The sequence below is a fragment of the Flavobacterium sp. I3-2 genome (assembly GCF_013389595.1).
GTDB lineage: Bacteria > Bacteroidota > Bacteroidia > Flavobacteriales > Flavobacteriaceae > Flavobacterium.
Genome location: NZ_CP058306.1, coordinates 2,716,165 through 2,736,004 on the forward strand (window position 1 = coordinate 2,716,165; position 19,840 = coordinate 2,736,004).

Consider the following 19,840-nt stretch of genomic DNA (forward strand, 5'->3'; position numbering starts at 1 on the left):
TATTACTCAAATATAGAATAATATGGCAAAAATAAGTAAATATTTAGAAAAAGCAACTGTTTAATTATTTTTTCTTACTTCATTTGTTCTACCCAGTTTTTTTCAGAGTAAAAAGTCCCGAAGGGTAGAATAGAAGCAACTAATATCAATAATGCTTTTTTCAATGACCATTTCAATTCAATCGCCAAAAATATAGCCATTACGACATACAGTACAAATAACAATCCATGAGCCATACCTAATGGAAAAAGTATTTGTTTGTACAAAACAAGATTCATGTTTTTAATTACAAACATGTTAAAAAACAAGCATAAATAAGAGATTCCTTCTAGATATGCTATTATTTTGAAAAGTTTTTTCATTATACTAAAAAAGAGCTTTAGTAGTTAACTAAAACTCAAGCATTAATTTATTAAATTCTTTTAAATCTAAAATGTTATGTTTGTTTTGCAAGTCTAACATCAATGACAATAAATAGTTTAAACTTTCTGTATTAGTCGAACCAAATTCATTTATTTCATTTTCATCAACAGGTTCATCTGAAGGAATTTGAATTAAGAAATCATTATTCTTTTCAATGTGTTCGTAAGCTAAACGCAAAGCCTTAACTACAACAGGATTTTCTTCTAACAAAGCAAATTCTCTAAGTTTTTTTAACTCAGGAACGATTGTGTTTACATCAATACCGTTCGAAATAATTTCACCTTGAATTTGTTTAATTAACTTTTGTGCATTTGAATTTTCCACTGTGTATCTATTTATATCAATTTGTTGCAAAAATATGTTTATTATAATTTATAGCATAATTTTTTAAAGATTAATTTTTATAAATATTATGACTTATAATATATATTATGTAAAATAGAAATTATTTTATATTTACAAATAACTACTATACTTTTGCTTCATTAAATTCTATTAAAATGATTTTTCTATTTATAAGTATCTTCTCTAGCGTATTCGTTGGTATTTTATTCAAAAAAATAAAACCTAATTTCAATGAAGGTTTTATAATGATTAGTTTTAATTATCTTATTGCAATTATACTATCTTACAGTCTTTTTGATGTAAATATTTCAAGTATTCATTTAAACTATAAAATAGTTTTTCCTTTGATGATTTTGATGCCTACAATATTTTTTATTTTAAATTTGTCAATCAATAAATCAGGAATTATCAAAACTGATATTGCACAAAGAATCTCTTTAATCATTCCAATTTCTGCGTCTTTTTTAATATTTGGCGAATCTATTTCGTTATTTAAATGGATTGGAATAATTTTAGGATTTGGTTCTGTAATTTTAATGTTATATAAAAATGATAAAACTGTTCAAAACAATTCAATTTTTTTAGCATTGGTTTTTTTGGGGTATGGTATTATTGATATACTTTTTAAACAAATTGCATTGCAAAAAACGCATCCATACACAACTTATTTATTTTTCATTTTTACAGGTTGTTTTATAATTTCATTGTTAATGTCACTCTTGTTTAAGAAAAAAGAATATAAAATCAATAAGTCTGTTTATTTCTATGGAATTCTATTGGGACTTTTGAATTTTTCAAATATCTATTTTTATTTAAAAGCTCACAAAATTTATAGTGATAATCCATCAACGGTTTTTGCTGTAATGAATTTTGGAGTTATTTCATTTGCAACCATTTTGGGAGTTTTTTTATTTAAAGAAAAATTGTCAAAAAAGAATATTTTTGGAATTATTATGGCTGTGTTTGCTATTATATTTGTATTATATTCTCAATATAAAAATATTTAAAATGTATATTTCAAAGATATTTGTAACGGTTGATAATGTTGTTGTTCGGGAGATTGATAACAATATCGAAATTCTCTTAATTAAACGATTAAAAAATCCTTTTATGGATTGTTGGGCACTTCCAGGTGGCTTTGTAGATGAAAACGAAGATTTAGAAACTGCTGCGAAACGTGAATTATTAGAAGAAACATGTGTTAAGGTTGACGAAGTTTTTCAAATTGGCGCTTATGGTAAACCGTTTAGAGACCCAAGAAGTCATGTTGTAAGTGTAGCTTATTTTTCTAGAATAGAAAATTCCGTGGTTGCTAAAGCTGCAGATGACGCAAAAGAATTTAAATGGTTTAATATCAAAAACTTACCTCCTACTGCATTTGATCATTCTGATATAATTTCAGATGCAATTTCAAAATTTAATTTAATTTAAAGAAACAAAAAAGCAATCTACATTTTATTTGAGATTGCTTTTTTGTTATTTGTAGATATTCATTTCTTCTTTATAAATTGGACTATCAACACTTAAGAAATTCAAGACTGAATGAAAAACATGGTTTTGTGTCAAAGCATTATTTTTCTTCAATTCTTTTGAACCATCTGAAACCCAAACTATAAACGGAATTTCATATTGTTGTTTCGGTGCCAAACTCATTGGAACACCATGCATATATAAGTTTTTTTCTCCTAAAGATTCACCGTGATCTGAAACATAAATCATTGAACTTTTATATTCAGGAAATTCCTTTAGTGTTTCAATTACATTGTAAAGGATATAATCTGTATAAATAATAGTATTGTCATAAGCATTTATTAACTCATTTTGTGAACAGTTAGCCACTTCAACAGAATTACACACAGGTTTAAAAACTTCGAATTCAGGTGGATATTTTTTACTGTAAGTTGGTCCGTGACTTGTACTTGTATGTAAAACAATAAGAATTTTATTTTTTTTAGCATTTAAGATTTCATCTTTTAATCCATTCAATAAAACTTCATCGTAGTCACAACCAACACCTTTACAATTAACGAACAAATCTTCGCGTTTTTTATAATTTTGAATATGTACTGGAGGTTCACCCCAATTTGTTGTTCTCCAAATAACTTCAACATCATTTCGATTTAAATAATTTGGAAGAATTTCATATAAATCAGAAGTGTTTTCATGTTCTAATATACATTTAACTCCAGCGGTTGTATATGTTGCACAAGAAGTTGCATTAAAACTAAATACATTTTCAGTTTGAGAAAGTAAAGGATTGGTATTTTTTGAATAACCATACAATGAAAAATTCTCGCTACGTGCAGATTCTCCGATTACTAATACAACTACACTTTTTTCATTATTCGTGATTTTAGCATCAGGAAGTAATATTTCTTTTTGATTTTTTTTAGCTTGATGAATATAGTATAAAGGTGTATTTACAGCATATGACCATGGCATTGCCAATCCTCCAACTACTTTTGAGTTTTTATCAATCCACAAAACATTCGAAGCGTTAGCGACTACAATTAAAAGTATTAACCCAAGATTTATTCCCGAATTGATTAGGAATTTTTTTAATGTTATCTTTTCAATTTTTGCCTTAAAAATGAAAATACTCGGTAGGATGCCAAAACAAACTAAATAAATAATTAATTTGAATGAAAAGAAACTACTTGATTCGTCAAAATTGGTATTTAGAATATTTCCAATCATACTTTCATCAATAATTACACTATAAGAATTAATAAAATAAACCGCTATCGAGTTGATTAAGAAAAATAAAATTGTAAAAAATTTACCAATAATTTTTGAAACAAAAAAAAGTAAATAAAAAAAGAAATAATTTGCTAGAACAACTAATATTAGCATGCTAAAACATAGCAAAGCTCCACTAAATGAAGTGTAATCTACATTTGAAAATATATATTTGAAAAAAGGATAATGAAAGAATAAAAAATTCATCAAGCATATAAGCAAAACAAATTTAGATAGTTTAAAACTACTTTTTAACATAAAGATTGGTAATTACAAAAAGAGAAATTAATAAGCTTAATAGTGCAAAATAAAAGATAATCAGATTAGCTTCATAAATTTTAAACACCATTATAATACTGCAAACTAGAAAAATGAAAATAAAAACGGGATAAAACTTTTTTTGACCAATCCATCCCCAGATATTATATTTCTTATTAATCGTTAATCCAATAATTGCAGAAACATATCCAACAATTGCACCTACAGTAATATCTAATGGATGATGAGCTCCTACTCCTATTCTAGTTAATATTAAAACGATACCAAAAGAAAAAATAGTAATGGACCAAATGATTTGATATTTGATTTTTTTCGGCATAAATGCAATCAAAACAATTGTTAATACGGTAAAAACAGTTACAGAATGTCCCGAAGGAAAACTATTACTTCCCATTAATTTTCTACCTATTATATGTAAATGTTCAGTACCAAAAGCAGCAGCAGGACGTTGAATACCAAATAATGGTTTTAATACACAAACTATAAGAGCTGATACTATTGAAGAAGTTATTAATGACTCCCACATTTTTGGAGCGTAAACTATAAAAATAGTTAAAAATGACATGATGATTAATGCATCTCCAAGTTGTGTTAAATTGTATAAGGTTCGAGGATATTCAGCTAATTCTGAATTCATAAAAAGAAAAAAATCCTTTTGGCAATTTACATAAGCTTCATTATTTAGCGCATTTCTCGAATACAAAAAAGACAAAATTGCTAATAATAAAAAAGTAGGTAAATACAATAAGGAGGCATTGAATCTAGCAAAATTTTCAATAACGGTTTTGTTCATAGTTTTAATTGGTGGTATTATTTATTTTAAACAGCATTATTGTTATAAAAATAAAATTATAGTCAAATAAACAAAATCATTTAATAAATAACAATAGTCTTATGTTAAAAATGAAATAAAAAAAAACCTACAAATCCATTGAAATGTAGGTCTTTTTTGTGGGCGATAAGGGATTCGAACCCCTGACCCCCTCGGTGTAAACGAGGTGCTCTGAACCAGCTGAGCTAATCGCCCGTTAACTTCTTTAAAAGAAGAACATAGCAAATATAAAAAGCTTTTTTGTTTTTGCAAATAAAAATAAAAAAAATATTATAAAATTTCTGCAACCACAAAAGTGCTACCACCAATATAAATCATATCATCAGAATTCGCTTCTAGTTTTGCTTTTTCAAGAGCTAAAGGAATAGAATCGAAAACCTCAAAATTCAAATCAAATTTTTCCATTTTTTTTCCTAAATCAGAAGCTTCTAAACCACGAGGAACATCTGGCTTAGCAATAAAATATTTTGCATTCAAAGGTAATAAAGGTAAAATCTCAGCTAAATCTTTATCGTTTACAACACCAAAAACAAATAGTAATTTGTTAAAATCTTGTTCAGTTATTTGATTCATAACAATTTCTAAACCATCTTTATTATGAGCTGTATCAGCAACAATTAAAGGTGATTTACTCAAAACTTGCCAACGACCTTGCAGATTGGTATTCTTAACAACATTTCTAAAACCATTTACTTCATTTTCTTCGCTTATTTTAAAATGTTTACGTAAAACCTGAATCGTTGCTTGAACTGTTTTTTTATTAAATTGTTGGTAATTACCTTTTAAATCCGAAGTTACTTCTGGTAAATCTAATTCAGATGCAAATATAATTTTGCTTTGAGTTTCGTTAGCTTTGCTTATAAAAACAGGTTTTGTTTCATTATTATATTGACCTATTACGACAGGCACATTAGGTTTAATAATCCCAGCTTTTTCAAAAGCAATTTCTTGATATGAATTCCCTAAAATCGCAACATGATCAAAACCAATATTTGTGATTACAGAAACCAAAGGTGTAATGATATTTGTTGAGTCAAGTCTTCCTCCTAATCCAACTTCGATAATTGCAACGTCAACTTGTAGTTGGGCAAAATATTCAAAAGCTAATCCAACTGTCATTTCAAAAAAACTGAGTTGATTTTCTTCAAAGAATATTTTGTTTGTCGAAATAAAATTTATGACAAATTCTTTCGAAATTTCAATTCCGTTTATTTTAATTCTTTCGCGAAAATCTTTTAAATGAGGTGAAGTGTATAATCCAACTTTATATCCAGCTTCTTGTAATATTGACGCAATCATTGAAGATGAAGAACCTTTTCCATTAGTCCCTGCGACATGAATGCTTCTAAATTTTGTTTCAGGAAAATTTAAATGTTTTGCTAGAGCAAGTGTATTTGTTAAATCTTTTTTATATGCTTGTGCACCAATTTTTTGATACATAGGAAGTTGGTTAAACATCCAATCAATGGTTTCTTGATAATTCATCAGTAAAATTATGATATTTTAGATAATAAAACTAATAATAAAAGTTTTTAAATTGATTTAAATCCGTACGATTTTAGTAGGAATATTTTTTTATATTTGATTTTTCTATATTCATCCTATTTGGAATGAAATCTTTTACAAAATTGGAACATTTTTTTATTAAAAACTAAATAAAAATTTTTATGATTGGATTTGTTTTACAAGCTCAAAACGATACTCTAACACAGGCAGCTGGTAGTGTTATTAATTCTATGACAACAGAAAAGGAAATTTCGCTAATTGAATTTATTTTAAAAGGTGGTGTTTTTTTAATTCCAATTATATTATTATTAATTTACACATTTTACTTAATATTTGAACGAACTTTCTATATTAATAAAGTAGCTAAAAACAATCCTAATTTGATTTTAGATGTAAAAAATCAATTGGCTGCTGGAAATTTAGATTTAGCTATTTCTACTGCGCGAAGAGATGATACAGCAACTTCTCATGTTATTGAAGAAGGTGTTTTAACAATTGGAAGACCAATTTCTGAAATTGAATCTAACATGGAAAAAGTTTCTAATATAGAAATTGCTCAAATGGAAAAGAAACTAAATCACCTAGGTTTAATAGGTGGTATCGCTCCTACTCTAGGATTCGTAGGAACAATTTCTGGAGTTATCAAAATTTTCTATAACATTTCAATTACAGAAAATATTTCAATTGCTAACATCTCTGGAGGTTTATATGAAAAAATGATTAGTAGTGGAGCTGGACTTATTGTTGGTATTATTGCTTATGCAGCTTATCACCTTCTAAATGGTAAAATTGACAATTTTGCATTGAATATTCAGAAAAATATACTTGAATTTATTAACATAATACAACGTCCAAATGGCAATCAAAAGAAATAAACGTTTTAATGCCGAAATTGCTACTTCTTCGTTAAGTGATATTATGTTTTTCTTGTTATTGTTTTTCATTATCATTTCAACACTTGCTAATCCAAATGTGATTAAAATGACGCTTCCAAAGGCTGAATCAAATGAGAAAACAAACAAGCAGTTAATAACACTATCGGTTACAGAAGATAAACAATTTTATATCGATAAGGAATTAACTCCATTTGAATCTTTGGAAACTAATTTACTTTCGAAATTAGATCCTGCAAAAGAACAAACTGTAGTTGTAAGAATTCCTTATAATTTACAAGTTCAAGATTTGGTTGATGTACTTCAAATTGGAGTAAAACACAATTTAAAATTTGTAATTGCAACAAGCGCACAATAATTATAACTGTCTATTTAGACAGTTTTTTTTTAAGATACTTGCATCATTTCTTTACTTTGAGAATTAATGCAATTGATTCAAACAAAAAAAGCTATTTTGAATTTATTTCAAAATAGCTTTTTCTATAAATTAATAATTTAATTATTCCATTTCAATAATCAAATCGTTTTGATCAACCATGGTGTTTGATGAAAGAACAACTCGTTTAATTTTTCCTGATTTTGGAGCAGAAACGGTACTTTCCATTTTCATTGCCTCGATAATGAATAAAGCAGTTCCTGATGAAACAACATCGCCTTCTTTAACTAAGATTGTTGATAAACTACCTTGTAAAGGAGCACCAATTTGATTTTCAGGATTTGATACTTTTTCGTGAGCAACTTTTTCAGATTTAACCGAATTGTCTTTAATCTTAACCGTACGATGTGTTCCGTTTAATCTAAAAGTTACACGACGAATTCCTTCTTCATTGGCTTTTGCAATATGAAGTAGTTCAACATGAATGTCTTTACCTTTATGTAAGGTTATTTTAATTTCTTTATTTAATTCTAACGGATAATAGAAAATAGGAGTTGGTAATTCTTTTAAATCACCATATTTTTCTTTATTGTTATAATATTCCTCATAAACTTTAGGGAACATTTGGAACGATAAATAATCTAAGAAATTAGAATTAGGGAATTTCTTATAGAATTGTTGTGTAGAAAGTTCTAAATCTACATCAGGTAAAATTTGAGCCGCTGGAGCAGGAATTTCTTTTTCATTACGAAGAACAATTCCTCTCAATTTTTCAGGGAATCCACCAAACGGAACTCCTAAATCACCTTTAAAGAAACCAATTACAGATGCAGGGAATGATAAGTTTTTAGACTCGTCCAAAACATCTTCTTTAGTCAAGCTGTTTGCTGTCATAAATAAAGCCATATCTCCAACAACTTTACTACTTGGAGTTACTTTAACGATATCGCCAAACAATTCATTAACCGCTTTATAGTTGTGTTTAATAACTTGATATTTATCTCCTAAACCAACACCCTCTGCTTGTTGACGTAAATTAGAATATTGTCCTCCAGGAATTTCGTTATCATAAACTTCTGCTGTTGCCGATTTTAAATCCGACTCGAATGGATAATAATATTCACGAACTGCTTCCCAGTAATTACTATGTTCGTTTAAACTTTGTTTGTTTAATGGATTTTCTCTTGTGTTTCCTTCCAACAAAGCCGCCATTGAATTTAAATTTGGTTGCGAAGTAATTCCAGAGAAAGAAGCTAAAGCACAATCAATCGAATCAATTCCTGATTCAATCGCTTTTAAATATGTTGCAATTTGAGTTCCGGCTGTATCATGTGTATGTAATGCAATCGGAACTTGAACCGCTTCGCGTAAAGCAGGAATTAGAATTTCGGCAGCATTTGGTTTTAATAAACCAGCCATATCTTTAATTGCCAACATGTGCGCGCCAGCATCTTCTAAACGTTTTGCTAAATCGGTATAATACGTTAAATTGTATTTGTTATTTTCTGTTCGAAGTAAATCGCCAGTGTAACAAATCGAAGGTTGGGCAATAGCTTGCGTATTTTTAGACACGAATTCAATTGCTGGCAACATCGATTCTAAATTGTTTAGCGAATCGAAAATTCGGAAAATATCGATTCCGTTTTTCCATGATTTCTCAATAAATTGCTGTACGATATTTCTCGGATAAGCCGAATATCCAACTGCATTACTTCCTCTGAATAACATTTGAAGTAACGTATTTGGCATAGCTTTGCGTAACTCTTGTAAACGTTCCCACGGACATTCTTGTAAAAAACGTAAAGCAACATCAAACGTAGCTCCGCCCCAAACTTCAGAAGAGAACATTTGCGGATTATTTTGAGCAAATCCGCCAGCTGCTGTTAAAATATCTTTAGAACGAACGCGAGTTGCAACTAAAGATTGATGCGCATCTCGATACGTTGTATCTGTAAAATGAATTTTTTTGTCATCTCTGATTTGTTTTAAGAAATCGATTCTACCTAATTCATTTAATAAATCTTTACTCCCTTTTGGATACGTTTTAGATTTATCGAAAACAGGAACTTCTGGATTTCTAAAAACTTTTGATGAATCGTAATTTTTAATATCAGAATGCCCGTTAACACTGATGTTTCCTAAATATTTTAAAATCTTAGTTGAACTATCTTTTAGTTCAGCAATTTGAAATAACTCAGGATGTTGGTCAATAAAATTAACCGTACATTCTCCTTTTCGGAAAATTTCGTGATTAATAACATTTTCTAAAAACATCATATTTGTAGTTACACCACGTACACGGAATTCAGTCAATGAACGATGTAAACGTTGTGCAGCTCCAGAAAGTGTTCTTCCGGTTGCGGTGACTTTTACAATCATCGAATCAAAGAATGGAGAAATTTTCATGCCTTGATAAGCACTTCCTTCGTCTAAACGAATTCCAAAACCACCAGCATTTCTATAAGCAATTAAAGTACCGTAATCTGGTTTGAATCCGTTTGCAGGGTCTTCTGTAGTGATACGGCATTGAATTGCAAATCCGTTTATTTTTAAACTTTCTTGGTTTTCGATATGAATTCTAGGGTCAGATAATTTAGTTCCTTGAGCAATCAAAATTTGACTGCGAACAATATCAATTCCTGTTACTTCTTCGGTAACTGTATGTTCAACTTGAATTCTCGGATTTACTTCAATAAAATAAACTTGATTGTGTTTGTCAACTAAAAACTCAACCGTTCCTGCATTATTATAATTTACAGCTTTAGCAATTTTAATTGCATAATCATAAACTTCTTGTTTCGTTTTTTCTGGAAGATTTGGAGCTGGAGCAATTTCAACAACTTTTTGAAAACGACGTTGAACCGAACAATCTCTTTCGAATAAATGCACAATATTTCCGAAATTATCGGCTAATAATTGCACTTCGATATGTTTAGGAGATTCAATGAATTTCTCAATAAAAATAGTTCCATCACCAAAAGCTTTTAATGCTTCGTTAGATGCTTCTAGAAAAGAAGGTAACACTTCTTCAGCAGATTTTACCACACGCATTCCACGACCTCCACCTCCGGCAGCCGCTTTTAAAATTATTGGAAAACCAATGGCAATTGCACGGTCGGTTACTTCATGAGCTGCATCGATAGAAAGAATGGCATCTTCAATTACCGGAACTTCGATAGAACGAGCTAATTTTTTAGCTGCGATTTTATCTCCTAATTGTTCCATAACCTCAGGCTGTGGACCAACGAAAATAATTCCTTCTTCACGACATCTTCGAGCGAAAGTTACATTTTCACTTAAAAATCCGTAACCTGGATGAATAGCATCAACCTCATTTTCTTTAGCTATCTTGATAATCTCTTCGATATCTAAATAAGGTTTTAAAGGTTGATCGTCTGCACCAATTTGATAAGCTTCATCTGCTTTGTAACGATGCAATGAATAGCGGTCCTCAAAAGTGTACATCGCTACAGTTCTAATTCTCATTTCAGAAGCTGCTCTTAAAACGCGAATTGCAATTTCACCACGATTGGCTACTAATAATTTTTTAATAGAACGGTTGTAAGTTGTGTTGTCTACAGTAGTCATTGTTCTGTTTAAATATTTTTGAATGTAAAAATTTTCATAAAAATACAACAAAAAACCAATTTTGATAATTTATTCGATAATCAACATAGTGATCTCATGATGTTTTTACATCTTTTTTTAAGATATAATTATATTATTCATTTTTATTATCTTTTTAAATTAAAATAAATTCTTAAATTTTAAGATTATAAAAAATTTAATCTATAAATACATTTTTAAAAAAAAATAATCAGTTGAAAATTATATCTAAAATGCCGATATTTGTAAAAATGTAAATGATGAAAAAATTATTTTTTATTCCTTTTCTTGCTTTGATTGTATCATGTAGCAATTCACAAAAGGAAGATAATCTTGAAAATTTAGATAAGAAATCTGCAAGAGAAGTTGTGTTAACCACAAAAACAAGTGGAGATACCGTTTTCCATATCACCAAACAAATTATTTGGTTTAATAGCGAACAAATTGCAACTGCTGTTGATACAGTTGTAACTTTAAAAAAAGAAAATACTTGGGAAACATCACAAGATAGCACACTTAGTTTAGATAAAATTCCAATTTATGTAACCATCCAATAATTATGAAAAAGCGATCATCTAAAGCGGTTACATTACTTCTTATTACATCAGTTTTAGCATCATGTAATAAACCAAAAGCTGAAAATGAAGAAATTGCACAAAAAGTTTTCATGCGTGCTGATTCAACAGCTCCTTACACTGAAGTAACACAAAACTATTCGCAACATAACAACGGAGGTTCAGGAATGGGAAGTGCTCTTTTATGGTATATGGCTTTTCGTCATATGGGTGGAGGCCTTGGTTATGCAAGTGGCGGTTTAAATCAAAAATCGGTTGTGGGTAATAATCCTGCAAAAGCTCAAGCATACAACAAAGCAACTTCTAGAGGTGGTTTTGGAAAAACTTCAAACACAACTAATTCTAATACTAAAGCAGGTTCATAAAAAATGAAAATCAAACATTTAGTAAAAGATACAAATTGGCAAAATCGTGTCGAACAAATCGGTTATGGTTATCATTCTGATAATGGAATTCCATATTGGATTGATGATTATTATTTTAGCATTTCAGAATCGTTTGCAGACGAAATTTATAATGCTACAACAGAATTGTGGCAAATGTGTTTAACAGCTGTTGAACATGTTATCGAAAATAAAAAGTATCATCTATTTCATATTCCAAATTATTTTCATCATCATATTGAACGTAGTTGGAATAACGAAACTCCAAGTATATATGGTCGATTTGACTTTGCTTATGACCAAGTCAGAAATCAATTAAAAATGTTAGAATTCAATGCAGACACTCCTACTTCATTATTTGAATGCGGAGTTGTTCAATGGCATTGGATGCAACATTATTTCGGAAACTTTAAAGACCAATTCAATTCGGTACACGAACAACTGGTAAATTCTTGGAAAGAAATCAAACCTTATTTAAAAGGAGAATCGTTACATTTTACTTGTGTAAGAGAATCATTAGAAGATTTAAGTAATGTTGAATATTTAAGAGATTGCGCGATTCAAGCCGGAATTCAAACACAACTTTTATATATAGATGAAATTGGTTGGAATGGGTCCAATTTTGTTGATTTACAGGACCAACCTATAACAGATATTTTTAAATTATATCCATGGGAATGGATGGTTAATGAAGAATATGGTCATCATATTACTAATGATATTTTAGAGGCACAATGGATTGAGCCTTCTTGGAAAATGATTCTTTCTAACAAAGCGATTTTAGCAATTTTATGGGAATTGTTTCCAAATCATTCATTGTTGCTAGAAACGTATTTTAACGATGCGAAAAACATGGTAAGTTTTGTAAAAAAACCTTTACTTTCGAGAGAAGGTGCAAACATTTCTATAATTAGTAACAACAAAATTATCGAATCGACAACTGGTGATTATGGACACGAGGGATTTGTTTATCAAGAATTAGCTCCATTAATAAAAAATCACAGTGGATATACAATTATTGGAAGTTGGATTATTGGTCAAGAATCATGCGGAATTTCTTTCAGAGAAAGTGATTCTTTGATAACAAACGACAGAAGTAGATTTATTCCTCATATAATTGAGTAACCAAAAATATTGATTGTTAGTCAATTATAAAAAACTTTAAAAATTTATCACGAAAAGCCTTGCGAATAAAGAAAAAGTAAATATCTTTGCACCCGTAATAATGTAACAAACAACATCATTACAGACCAAAGGAGAAATGGCAGAGTGGTCGATTGCGGCAGTCTTGAAAACTGTTGACTGTAACAGGTCCGGGGGTTCGAATCCCTCTTTCTCCGCAAGTAATAATCAGTTTTAGTATTGATTTATGCCTAAAGGACTATAAAACCTGCAATCTTTAAGATATGCAGGTTTTTTTTTGTGCCTAAGAATCATCAAAATTTATAAAAATGCTCAAAATTCTGTGGCAAAATAATGGCAATTTTTTACAGGTAAAATTATTGCCACTAAAACAAATATAAACACCTGATTTTCAACATGTAAATATATTTAACGACTTGAATTTAAATATTTGTAGTTCGATATTTATCAATATTTAAATTTATATAATATGTTAGAAACAAGCTACGGATTAAATTTCTTTCTAAAAACACATCATAAAGGATTCGATTTACGATATATCTATTTAAGAATCACTGTTAATGGAATACAGAAAGAAGCATCTACGAAACGAAAATGGGAGTCATCAAGGTGGAATCAGAAAAATGAAAAAGCAATTGGTACTAAAGAAGATGCAAAAGCTTTAAATTATTTTTTAGATTCATTGAGACGAAAAGTCGATGACTATAAAATACAACTAATAAATCGTAATATCTCAATTACATCAAAGCTACTTATTGATTATGTACTCGGAAATACTGTAGCAAATACAAAAGTACTTGAAGAATTTCAAAAACATAATGACGAAATTTTCGCATTAGTTTCTAAAGGTGAGTATAGTATGGGTACATACGAAAGATACGTTACAGCTAGATCACACGTTGAGCAATTTATAAAATTAAAGTATAAAGTTGATGATTTAGAGTTTAGACAATTAAACTATGAGTTTATTCAAGATTATGATTTTTTTTTAAGAACCGTTAGAAATTGTCAAAACAATAGTACTGTAAAATACATTGCAAATTTTAAAAAAATTATTTTCAGAGCTATCTCCAAAGACATTATTACCACTGATCCGTTTAAAGCTTATAAAATTAAAAAAATTACTATCAAAAAAACTCCTTTGAGTTCTCAAGAACTTTTAACATTAGAAAATAAAGTTTTTGATTCTGATAGATTAAACGAAGTTAGAGACATATTTGTTTTTCAATGTTATACTGGATTGGCTTATATTGATGTGAAACAACTCAACAAAAATGAAATTAAGATTGGTATAGACGACAAAGCTTGGATTGTTTCGAATAGACAAAAAACAGGATCCTCTACCACTATTCCACTTCTAAGTAAAGCAATAGAAATCTTAGAAAAATATAAAGAACACCCATTATGTTTAAAAAGCAACTTACTTCTTCCTGTAAAATCAAATCAAAAAATGAATGAGTATTTGAAAGAAATCGCAACACTATGTAAAATAGATGATAATCTTACAACTCATAAAGCAAGGAGAACTTTTGGAAGTACTGTGACACTAAATAATGGGGTTCCAATGCATGTAGTTAAAGAAATGCTTGGTCATCAATCCATAAAACAAACCGAAGAATACGCTCTGACTGAACAATCAACCATTAGTAGAGAAATGAATCTTTTGGAAACTAAAATTGCTTCTAATACTTATAAGAATTATTCTGATGCAATAACTCTTTTAAAAACAATTGAAAATCAGATAACTCAATTAGCTATTGAGTCACATAAAACTTCAGATTCTCAAGTGATTTCGAAGATAATGAAATGTCAAAATGAAATAGAAAATCTTAAAAAAAGTTTATTATAAATAAATTCAAAAGTTTGAATCATATCTTACTCCTAAAGCGTGGTATAAGTCTTTGATGCCGTGGGTAAGATTTATTTCAATATCTCCACCATTATAGTCATAGGAAGCTGTTTGAATCCAAAACATAGATTCCTGTTCAAAGATGCTTCCTATCAGTGCATTTTGTTGGCATCTTGGATGTATTTCGGCATTACTTATTTCAAAACCTCCCTGCATTGTCCAGTCCGATGGGAATGGCTGTGTCTTGAAATCAATATTTACTTGGGCTGATATGGTATTAAGGAATAACACCAATGCTAATGTTATTATTTTTTTCATTTGATTTTTATTCTTTTATAATTTCAGAAGCTTTATAGGTGTTTCCGTCCAATAAAGCTTCAATTCTTTTTTGTAATTCTTCTTTTGATTGCTGTGTTTTGTCAAAAGAAATGTAAGCCAGTTTGGTTTCAAAATCTACTTTGGCAGAATCAACACCTTTTGCATTTGCTAATTTGTTTTCTATCATTTTGGCACAACCTAAAGCACAGGTCATTCCGTTTATTTCAAAATTTACCTCTTCTAAATTTTCAGGTAAAACAGCCACTTCTTTTGTTTCTGTTGATTGCGTTTTATCTTTCTGTACTTCTCCTTTGCAGGAAACAATCAAAAACATAACTGATAAGCCTACTAATTTGATATAATGTTTAATCTTTTATTTTTTATTGTTTTTTCAACGGTCAGATGGAATGCCCAAAAAACATATTATGTCGATTATAAAATTTTTTAATGGGCATTTCATATTACTACATTTTAATTTTTTTGAACCATAGAAATCCCATTCAGAGTGGTTTCTGTTTTCCAACTCAGTGTATTTCAATCTCTTAAATTTTTGATTATTTAACTAATATTTACTTCAAATGAATTTTAATATTAATGACCTGTAAACTCTAAATCACTCAATGTTTTCATAAATGAAATTAAGTCCTCTTTTTCCTGTTCGGTAAGTGGAATTCTATTCCCATTATTTTTGAAAACAGGATCCAGATTATCTGCTCCTAAAACTCCATTGTCGAAATAATCCAAGACGTCTTTCAGTGTTGCAAACTGCCCGAAGCTTCCATAAGGTGAGGTGTACTCTACATTGCGTAAAGACGGTACACGAAAACTCATATATTCGTCCATATTTCCGGTAACTCTCGCTCTTCCTGCCTCGTTAGAATTTGTATTGATAGGAAATCCGATGTTTCGAAATGTTTGGTCGGTAAAGAGTTCCGTACTGTGACAAGTGGTACATTTCTGCTGAAAAACCTGATAGCCTTGCATTTCGTTTTCGGTAAATGTTGCTTCGTTTCGTTTTACTTTATCGTATTTACTATTGGCTGAAATCAAAGTATATTCATATTGGGCAACACTTCTGTAAATTCGTTCAGGTGTAATGTTTTCATCGCCGAATGTTTTCTGAAAAAGCTCTTTATAAGATGCATCGTTTTGGATTTTACCGATAACTTCCAAAATAGAAGAATCCATTTCTTCGTGTGTGATAATCGGAACAATCGGCTGATTTTCTAAACTTAATTTACTTCCGTCCCAGTTATAGAACCTCATAAAAGCAAGATTCTGAATAGGCGGTGTATTACGAAGCCCAATTCTTCCCTCAATTCCGATTGCCTGTACATTATTATCTGCAAATGCACTGGACTGAATATGACAGCTTGCACACGAAATAGTATTGTCTGCACTGAAACGTTTCTCGTGAAATAGTTTTTCTCCTAATGCTACTCCATACTTTGTTGGTTTGTTTGCATAAAATGAATTGTTTAACTCAGGAAAAACAACAGGAATATTTATTGATAATTCGGGATTATCGTATACAATTGGCTCATAGTCATCTTTGCTACAAGATGCCAACAAAAATATAAGAGGTAAAATTTTCTGAAAAACTTTCATTTTCTATGAATTATTTGAAGTGATTTTTTAGATAAAGCCTTCTGATTTAAGAAGGCTCTTGTAAGTCTAAATTAGTTTTCTACGTTAAGGACAGAGAACATTCCTTTATTATCTGTTGTACCGTTTCCTCCTATATTATCTACAAATTTCACCATTTGAACAGCTGTATGAATATTAGGCGTTGCATTATCTCCCATTCCTGTTCCAGTTGAAAGCGTAATGGTATTAGAAACACCACTTAATAATTTATCAAAATCTGCTTTGATATTGATTTTAGGTGCTTTGCTTCCTACAACCGCATTTACAGGCAAGTCTAAAACAATGTTTCTGTAAGCATCAACTCCTTGAATGTAAGTGGATTCATCTCCATTTGTTCCTTCAACCGTACTTCCTGTATGGATAGACATTTCTTTGTTATCCGTATCATAAAATCCTTCGATTTTAGTAAAACGATAACCTGTTCCCCATTCCCACATCATTTCCGTGTCATTTGCTCCAGCTGTAGCATAGAAATTCGGGAATCTGGTTTGGTCTAACGTATTTAAATCACTTCGTACACCCAATCCGAATTTTATTTGTTTATATTCACCCGTCGGAATATTATTCATAATGTAACTTAATGAAGATGATTTTGATTGGTCAATAACCATAGCCCCTTTATCTAAATCATTTACATTATAAGGAATCTCGGTTCCATCGGCTTTAATCAAACGAATGTTACTGATCACATACTTCAATTCTGAAAAGCGATGCACTTGTCCTGCATCTGAAGTGTTTACACTTGCTGATGAAGAAGTAGCTCCTCCCAAAATAATTTCGGTATCACCAAAAGTGTTTTTGAAAGACAAGATTACGTTGTTTGCAACAGCTGATGCATCATCATCACTGCTACATGATACAAATGCCAATGAAACGGCAGATAACAAAAGGTACTTTTTTAGATTTCTCATTTTTTAAAATTTAGTTATTAGTATTTATTTTATAGTTAAAAATTAATTTTTAAAGACGTAAAAATATTACGTCCCATTCTTGGGATATTTCCCCAATCGGCATAGGTACTGTAATATTCATTCAATATGTTTTCGGCTCCTACCTGAATAGTTGTTCTGAAATTGTTAATATAAAAAGTATAATCAGCAGACAGATTCCAAACTATGTAAGAAGGTGTCTGATCTTCACCATATTCAGGACTATAATTTATTTGTTCCAAATCTCCGTTTATCGAAGTCTGAAACCCGAAATCTTTGTAATGGTACTGTAGCGAAGTCTGATAGCTCAATGGACGGATAAAAGGTAAATTCCCATCTTTATTATCTTTCCCACGGGCATAGGTCAATGTTCCTTTCCAATGCAAATGTTCCATTATATCGTATTTGGCATTGAGTGAAAAATTGAAAAGCGTTGCATAATCCAACGATGTATAGCCTTTTACTCCAACTGATTGATAATTCATCGGGCTTCCCATACTTAAAATTCTTCCGATGATGTAATTCTGAATATGAAAATAATTGGCTTTTGCCTGAAGACTAAACTTTTCATCCTTGAAACCTGCATTTGCATTAACTTCATAGGAAATTTCGTTTTTTAAATCAGGATTTCCGATGTAATCGTAACGGTCAAAACTGTTGTAGATATAATATCCGTAACCTTCCGAAACAGATGGTGCACGATGACCGTAACCACCTCCTACAGAAAAATTAAACTGTTTGACATCTACATTGTAACGTGCATACAGACTTGGCAAAAATCTTGTTTTTTTCTGTGATGCTCCCGGATGAAAAATCCAGTTGAAGTCCACATATTTAGAATGATTGTAATTCAATCCTAAAGAGCCTCCAAAATTTATCTGGCTCTTTTCGGTAACCTCTAAAGAATTATTCATCGAAAGTCCTGCATATTGGGTAGTAACCCAAGGCCAGCTGTAGGCAAACATGGTGCGTTCGCTTCTGTCCTGCGGATACATTCGCATTTCTGCAATTGACAAATTATCATACGCATTCAGTTGTACTTCAGAAGAATAGTTGCCTTTTTTTAGGTTGATTTTAGAAACCAATCCGTAAGTGGTACTCCAACCGGGCATATCCATATGCACCAGATTTTCAGGTCGAGTGGTATCGTCCATATAATGTTCTATGGCATTGAAATAAATTTTTGAATCCCAAACCCGTACCAATCCTTCTTCAAATAATTGCTTGTAGGAAACCGAAGTAATCAAAGCCCGTGAAAGCCATAAATCCATTGGAAGTGCGGGATACCCCACATCGTTCGCTTGGTCAAAAATAACATCAACTCGCAAAGAAGACAACTCACTTGTTTTGTAAGCCAATCCTAATGAACTGTTGAATTTTTTGAATTGCGAATGATTGACTTCATTGTTATTTCCATCAGAATAATTCTCTGCTTTTCGATACGAAATACTTCCATCTGCTACGAACTTATTACTCGAAAAAGAAACATTTCCAAGATTGAAAAATTGCTTGTTGTTAAACTCAAATCCTGATTGATAAGCACCTTTCCATTCTTTATTTTCACTAAACGAAGTACTTTTCCGTTTCAAATCGATACTTCCTGCAACTGTTGAACCGTGCATACCACCTTCCTGACCTGATTTGATGTCGATTGCAGAAAGATTATTGCTTTCCACATACGAAGTAATCGGATCCATTTTATCGGTACAAGCTCCGAAAACGTGCATTCCGTCAATGGTAATGGTAGAACGTTCGCTATTCATATTATTCAGCAAGGGTTCCCATGCATAAGCTCCACGTTTAATGAAACTTATCTGATCGGAAGATGCCAGAAATTCATCAACCGTAACCGCCATTTTCATTTCGCTTTCGATTTTCTTTTTGACAACCACATCTATTTTAATTTCTTCTAATTCTGTTGCCAGCGTATCATTCTCAATGTTTTGAGCATTTGCAAATATTCCCAAAAAGCAAACTATAATTGTAATATATCTCAT

At 30.5% G+C, this 19,840-nt stretch carries 19 protein-coding genes and 2 tRNA genes; 9 read left to right on the top strand and 12 right to left on the bottom strand.

Features of this window, described 5'->3' with window-relative positions; all coding sequences use genetic code 11:
• Window positions 1-74 precede the first annotated feature (74 nt).
• Together HW119_RS12970 and HW119_RS12975 are read right to left on the bottom strand one after the other, a co-directional pair.
• Window positions 75-362, bottom strand: a complete 288-nt coding sequence (locus HW119_RS12970) for a DUF3817 domain-containing protein (protein WP_177765061.1) — start codon at window positions 360-362, stop codon at window positions 75-77.
• A gap of 28 nt (window positions 363-390) precedes the next feature.
• The gene (locus tag HW119_RS12975) at window positions 391-747 is read right to left on the bottom strand and encodes a hypothetical protein (protein WP_177765063.1); all 357 of its coding nucleotides are present in this window, start codon (window positions 745-747) and stop codon (window positions 391-393) included.
• Window positions 748-923: 176 nt separating this feature from the next.
• Between HW119_RS12975 and HW119_RS12980 the strand changes: the two genes are divergently transcribed.
• Together HW119_RS12980 and HW119_RS12985 are read left to right on the top strand one after the other, a co-directional pair.
• On the top strand, window positions 924-1,775 hold the full coding sequence (locus HW119_RS12980; protein ID WP_177765065.1) for a DMT family transporter: 852 nt from the start codon (window positions 924-926) through the stop codon (window positions 1,773-1,775).
• A 1-nt stretch (window position 1,776) separates the two neighbouring features.
• Window positions 1,777-2,199, top strand: coding sequence for an NUDIX domain-containing protein (locus tag HW119_RS12985; RefSeq protein ID WP_177765067.1), 423 nt, complete (start codon window positions 1,777-1,779; stop codon window positions 2,197-2,199).
• Window positions 2,200-2,244: 45 nt separating this feature from the next.
• On the opposite strand, the gene eptA is transcribed toward HW119_RS12985, so the two are convergent.
• The 4 genes from eptA to HW119_RS13005 all read right to left on the bottom strand — a co-directional run bounded on the left by eptA (window position 2,245) and on the right by HW119_RS13005 (window position 6,103).
• On the bottom strand, window positions 2,245-3,765 hold the full coding sequence (gene eptA / locus HW119_RS12990; RefSeq protein ID WP_177765069.1) for a phosphoethanolamine--lipid A transferase EptA: 1,521 nt from the start codon (window positions 3,763-3,765) through the stop codon (window positions 2,245-2,247).
• Window positions 3,752-4,579, bottom strand: a complete 828-nt coding sequence (locus HW119_RS12995) for a phosphatase PAP2 family protein (protein WP_177765071.1) — start codon at window positions 4,577-4,579, stop codon at window positions 3,752-3,754. Before HW119_RS12995 ends, eptA begins: the two co-directional genes overlap by 14 nt.
• Window positions 4,580-4,738: 159 nt before the next feature.
• A tRNA-Val gene (locus tag HW119_RS13000) sits at window positions 4,739-4,813 on the bottom strand.
• A gap of 75 nt (window positions 4,814-4,888) precedes the next feature.
• Window positions 4,889-6,103, bottom strand: a complete 1,215-nt coding sequence (locus HW119_RS13005) for a bifunctional folylpolyglutamate synthase/dihydrofolate synthase (RefSeq protein WP_177765073.1) — start codon at window positions 6,101-6,103, stop codon at window positions 4,889-4,891.
• 182 nt (window positions 6,104-6,285) lie between these two features.
• Here HW119_RS13005 and HW119_RS13010 point away from each other — a divergent pair, with 182 nt between their 5' ends.
• Both HW119_RS13010 and HW119_RS13015 read left to right on the top strand, forming a co-directional pair.
• The gene (locus tag HW119_RS13010) at window positions 6,286-6,999 is read left to right on the top strand and encodes a MotA/TolQ/ExbB proton channel family protein (protein WP_177765075.1); all 714 of its coding nucleotides are present in this window, start codon (window positions 6,286-6,288) and stop codon (window positions 6,997-6,999) included.
• Window positions 6,980-7,375: an ExbD/TolR family protein gene (locus tag HW119_RS13015; RefSeq protein ID WP_177765077.1), complete on the top strand. Its 396-nt coding sequence runs from the start codon at window positions 6,980-6,982 to the stop codon at window positions 7,373-7,375. Before HW119_RS13010 ends, HW119_RS13015 begins: the two co-directional genes overlap by 20 nt.
• A 141-nt stretch (window positions 7,376-7,516) precedes the next feature.
• Here the strand turns inward: HW119_RS13015 and HW119_RS13020 are convergent, their stop codons facing one another.
• The gene (locus tag HW119_RS13020; protein WP_177765079.1) at window positions 7,517-10,981 is read right to left on the bottom strand and encodes a pyruvate carboxylase; all 3,465 of its coding nucleotides are present in this window, start codon (window positions 10,979-10,981) and stop codon (window positions 7,517-7,519) included.
• Window positions 10,982-11,259: 278 nt separating this feature from the next.
• Here HW119_RS13020 and HW119_RS13025 point away from each other — a divergent pair, with 278 nt between their 5' ends.
• The 5 genes from HW119_RS13025 to HW119_RS13045 all read left to right on the top strand — a co-directional run bounded on the left by HW119_RS13025 (window position 11,260) and on the right by HW119_RS13045 (window position 14,949).
• Complete coding sequence (locus HW119_RS13025) at window positions 11,260-11,556, top strand: hypothetical protein (protein ID WP_177765081.1); 297 nt, start codon at window positions 11,260-11,262, stop codon at window positions 11,554-11,556.
• A gap of 2 nt (window positions 11,557-11,558) precedes the next feature.
• A complete protein-coding gene (locus tag HW119_RS13030) occupies window positions 11,559-11,939 on the top strand; it encodes a hypothetical protein (RefSeq protein WP_177765083.1) in 381 nt (126 codons plus the stop codon).
• A gap of 3 nt (window positions 11,940-11,942) precedes the next feature.
• Window positions 11,943-13,082 (top strand): glutathionylspermidine synthase family protein, encoded by a 1,140-nt coding sequence (locus HW119_RS13035; protein ID WP_177765085.1) that lies wholly within the window; start codon window positions 11,943-11,945, stop codon window positions 13,080-13,082.
• 130 nt (window positions 13,083-13,212) lie between these two features.
• Window positions 13,213-13,297 (top strand) — tRNA-Ser (locus HW119_RS13040).
• A gap of 272 nt (window positions 13,298-13,569) precedes the next feature.
• Window positions 13,570-14,949 (top strand): site-specific integrase, encoded by a 1,380-nt coding sequence (locus HW119_RS13045; protein ID WP_177765087.1) that lies wholly within the window; start codon window positions 13,570-13,572, stop codon window positions 14,947-14,949.
• Window positions 14,950-14,955: 6 nt separating this feature from the next.
• Here HW119_RS13045 and HW119_RS13050 read toward each other — a convergent pair whose 3' ends face one another.
• The 5 genes from HW119_RS13050 to HW119_RS13070 all read right to left on the bottom strand — a co-directional run bounded on the left by HW119_RS13050 (window position 14,956) and on the right by HW119_RS13070 (window position 19,840).
• Window positions 14,956-15,267 (bottom strand): hypothetical protein, encoded by a 312-nt coding sequence (locus HW119_RS13050; protein WP_177765089.1) that lies wholly within the window; start codon window positions 15,265-15,267, stop codon window positions 14,956-14,958.
• 7 nt (window positions 15,268-15,274) lie between these two features.
• Window positions 15,275-15,601: a heavy-metal-associated domain-containing protein gene (locus HW119_RS13055; RefSeq protein WP_177765091.1), complete on the bottom strand. Its 327-nt coding sequence runs from the start codon at window positions 15,599-15,601 to the stop codon at window positions 15,275-15,277.
• A 257-nt stretch (window positions 15,602-15,858) separates the two neighbouring features.
• Entirely contained in the window at window positions 15,859-16,875 is a 1,017-nt protein-coding gene (locus HW119_RS13060; protein WP_177765093.1) for a cytochrome-c peroxidase, read from the bottom strand.
• Window positions 16,876-16,946: 71 nt separating this feature from the next.
• Window positions 16,947-17,825: an MbnP family protein gene (locus HW119_RS13065; protein WP_177765095.1), complete on the bottom strand. Its 879-nt coding sequence runs from the start codon at window positions 17,823-17,825 to the stop codon at window positions 16,947-16,949.
• Between the two features lie 35 nt (window positions 17,826-17,860).
• Window positions 17,861-19,840, bottom strand: coding sequence for a TonB-dependent receptor plug domain-containing protein (locus HW119_RS13070; RefSeq protein ID WP_177766676.1), 1,980 nt, complete (start codon window positions 19,838-19,840; stop codon window positions 17,861-17,863).

Coding starts and splice junctions, on each gene's coding strand:
- HW119_RS13060 (WP_177765093.1), bottom strand. CDS start 16,875: ATGAAAGTTTTTCAGAAAATTTTACCTCTTATATTTTTGTTGGCATCT.
- HW119_RS13050 (WP_177765089.1), bottom strand. CDS start 15,267: ATGAAAAAAATAATAACATTAGCATTGGTGTTATTCCTTAATACCATA.
- HW119_RS13005 (WP_177765073.1), bottom strand. CDS start 6,103: ATGAATTATCAAGAAACCATTGATTGGATGTTTAACCAACTTCCTATG.
- HW119_RS12970 (WP_177765061.1), bottom strand. CDS start 362: ATGAAAAAACTTTTCAAAATAATAGCATATCTAGAAGGAATCTCTTAT.
- HW119_RS13055 (WP_177765091.1), bottom strand. CDS start 15,601: ATGTTTTTGATTGTTTCCTGCAAAGGAGAAGTACAGAAAGATAAAACG.
- HW119_RS13015 (WP_177765077.1), top strand. CDS start 6,980: ATGGCAATCAAAAGAAATAAACGTTTTAATGCCGAAATTGCTACTTCT.
- HW119_RS13010 (WP_177765075.1), top strand. CDS start 6,286: ATGATTGGATTTGTTTTACAAGCTCAAAACGATACTCTAACACAGGCA.
- HW119_RS12995 (WP_177765071.1), bottom strand. CDS start 4,579: ATGAACAAAACCGTTATTGAAAATTTTGCTAGATTCAATGCCTCCTTA.
- HW119_RS13030 (WP_177765083.1), top strand. CDS start 11,559: ATGAAAAAGCGATCATCTAAAGCGGTTACATTACTTCTTATTACATCA.
- HW119_RS13070 (WP_177766676.1), bottom strand. CDS start 19,840: ATGAGATATATTACAATTATAGTTTGCTTTTTGGGAATATTTGCAAAT.
- HW119_RS13020 (WP_177765079.1), bottom strand. CDS start 10,981: ATGACTACTGTAGACAACACAACTTACAACCGTTCTATTAAAAAATTA.
- HW119_RS13035 (WP_177765085.1), top strand. CDS start 11,943: ATGAAAATCAAACATTTAGTAAAAGATACAAATTGGCAAAATCGTGTC.
- HW119_RS13065 (WP_177765095.1), bottom strand. CDS start 17,825: ATGAGAAATCTAAAAAAGTACCTTTTGTTATCTGCCGTTTCATTGGCA.
- HW119_RS12980 (WP_177765065.1), top strand. CDS start 924: ATGATTTTTCTATTTATAAGTATCTTCTCTAGCGTATTCGTTGGTATT.
- HW119_RS12985 (WP_177765067.1), top strand. CDS start 1,777: ATGTATATTTCAAAGATATTTGTAACGGTTGATAATGTTGTTGTTCGG.
- HW119_RS13025 (WP_177765081.1), top strand. CDS start 11,260: ATGAAAAAATTATTTTTTATTCCTTTTCTTGCTTTGATTGTATCATGT.
- eptA (WP_177765069.1), bottom strand. CDS start 3,765: ATGTTAAAAAGTAGTTTTAAACTATCTAAATTTGTTTTGCTTATATGC.
- HW119_RS13045 (WP_177765087.1), top strand. CDS start 13,570: ATGTTAGAAACAAGCTACGGATTAAATTTCTTTCTAAAAACACATCAT.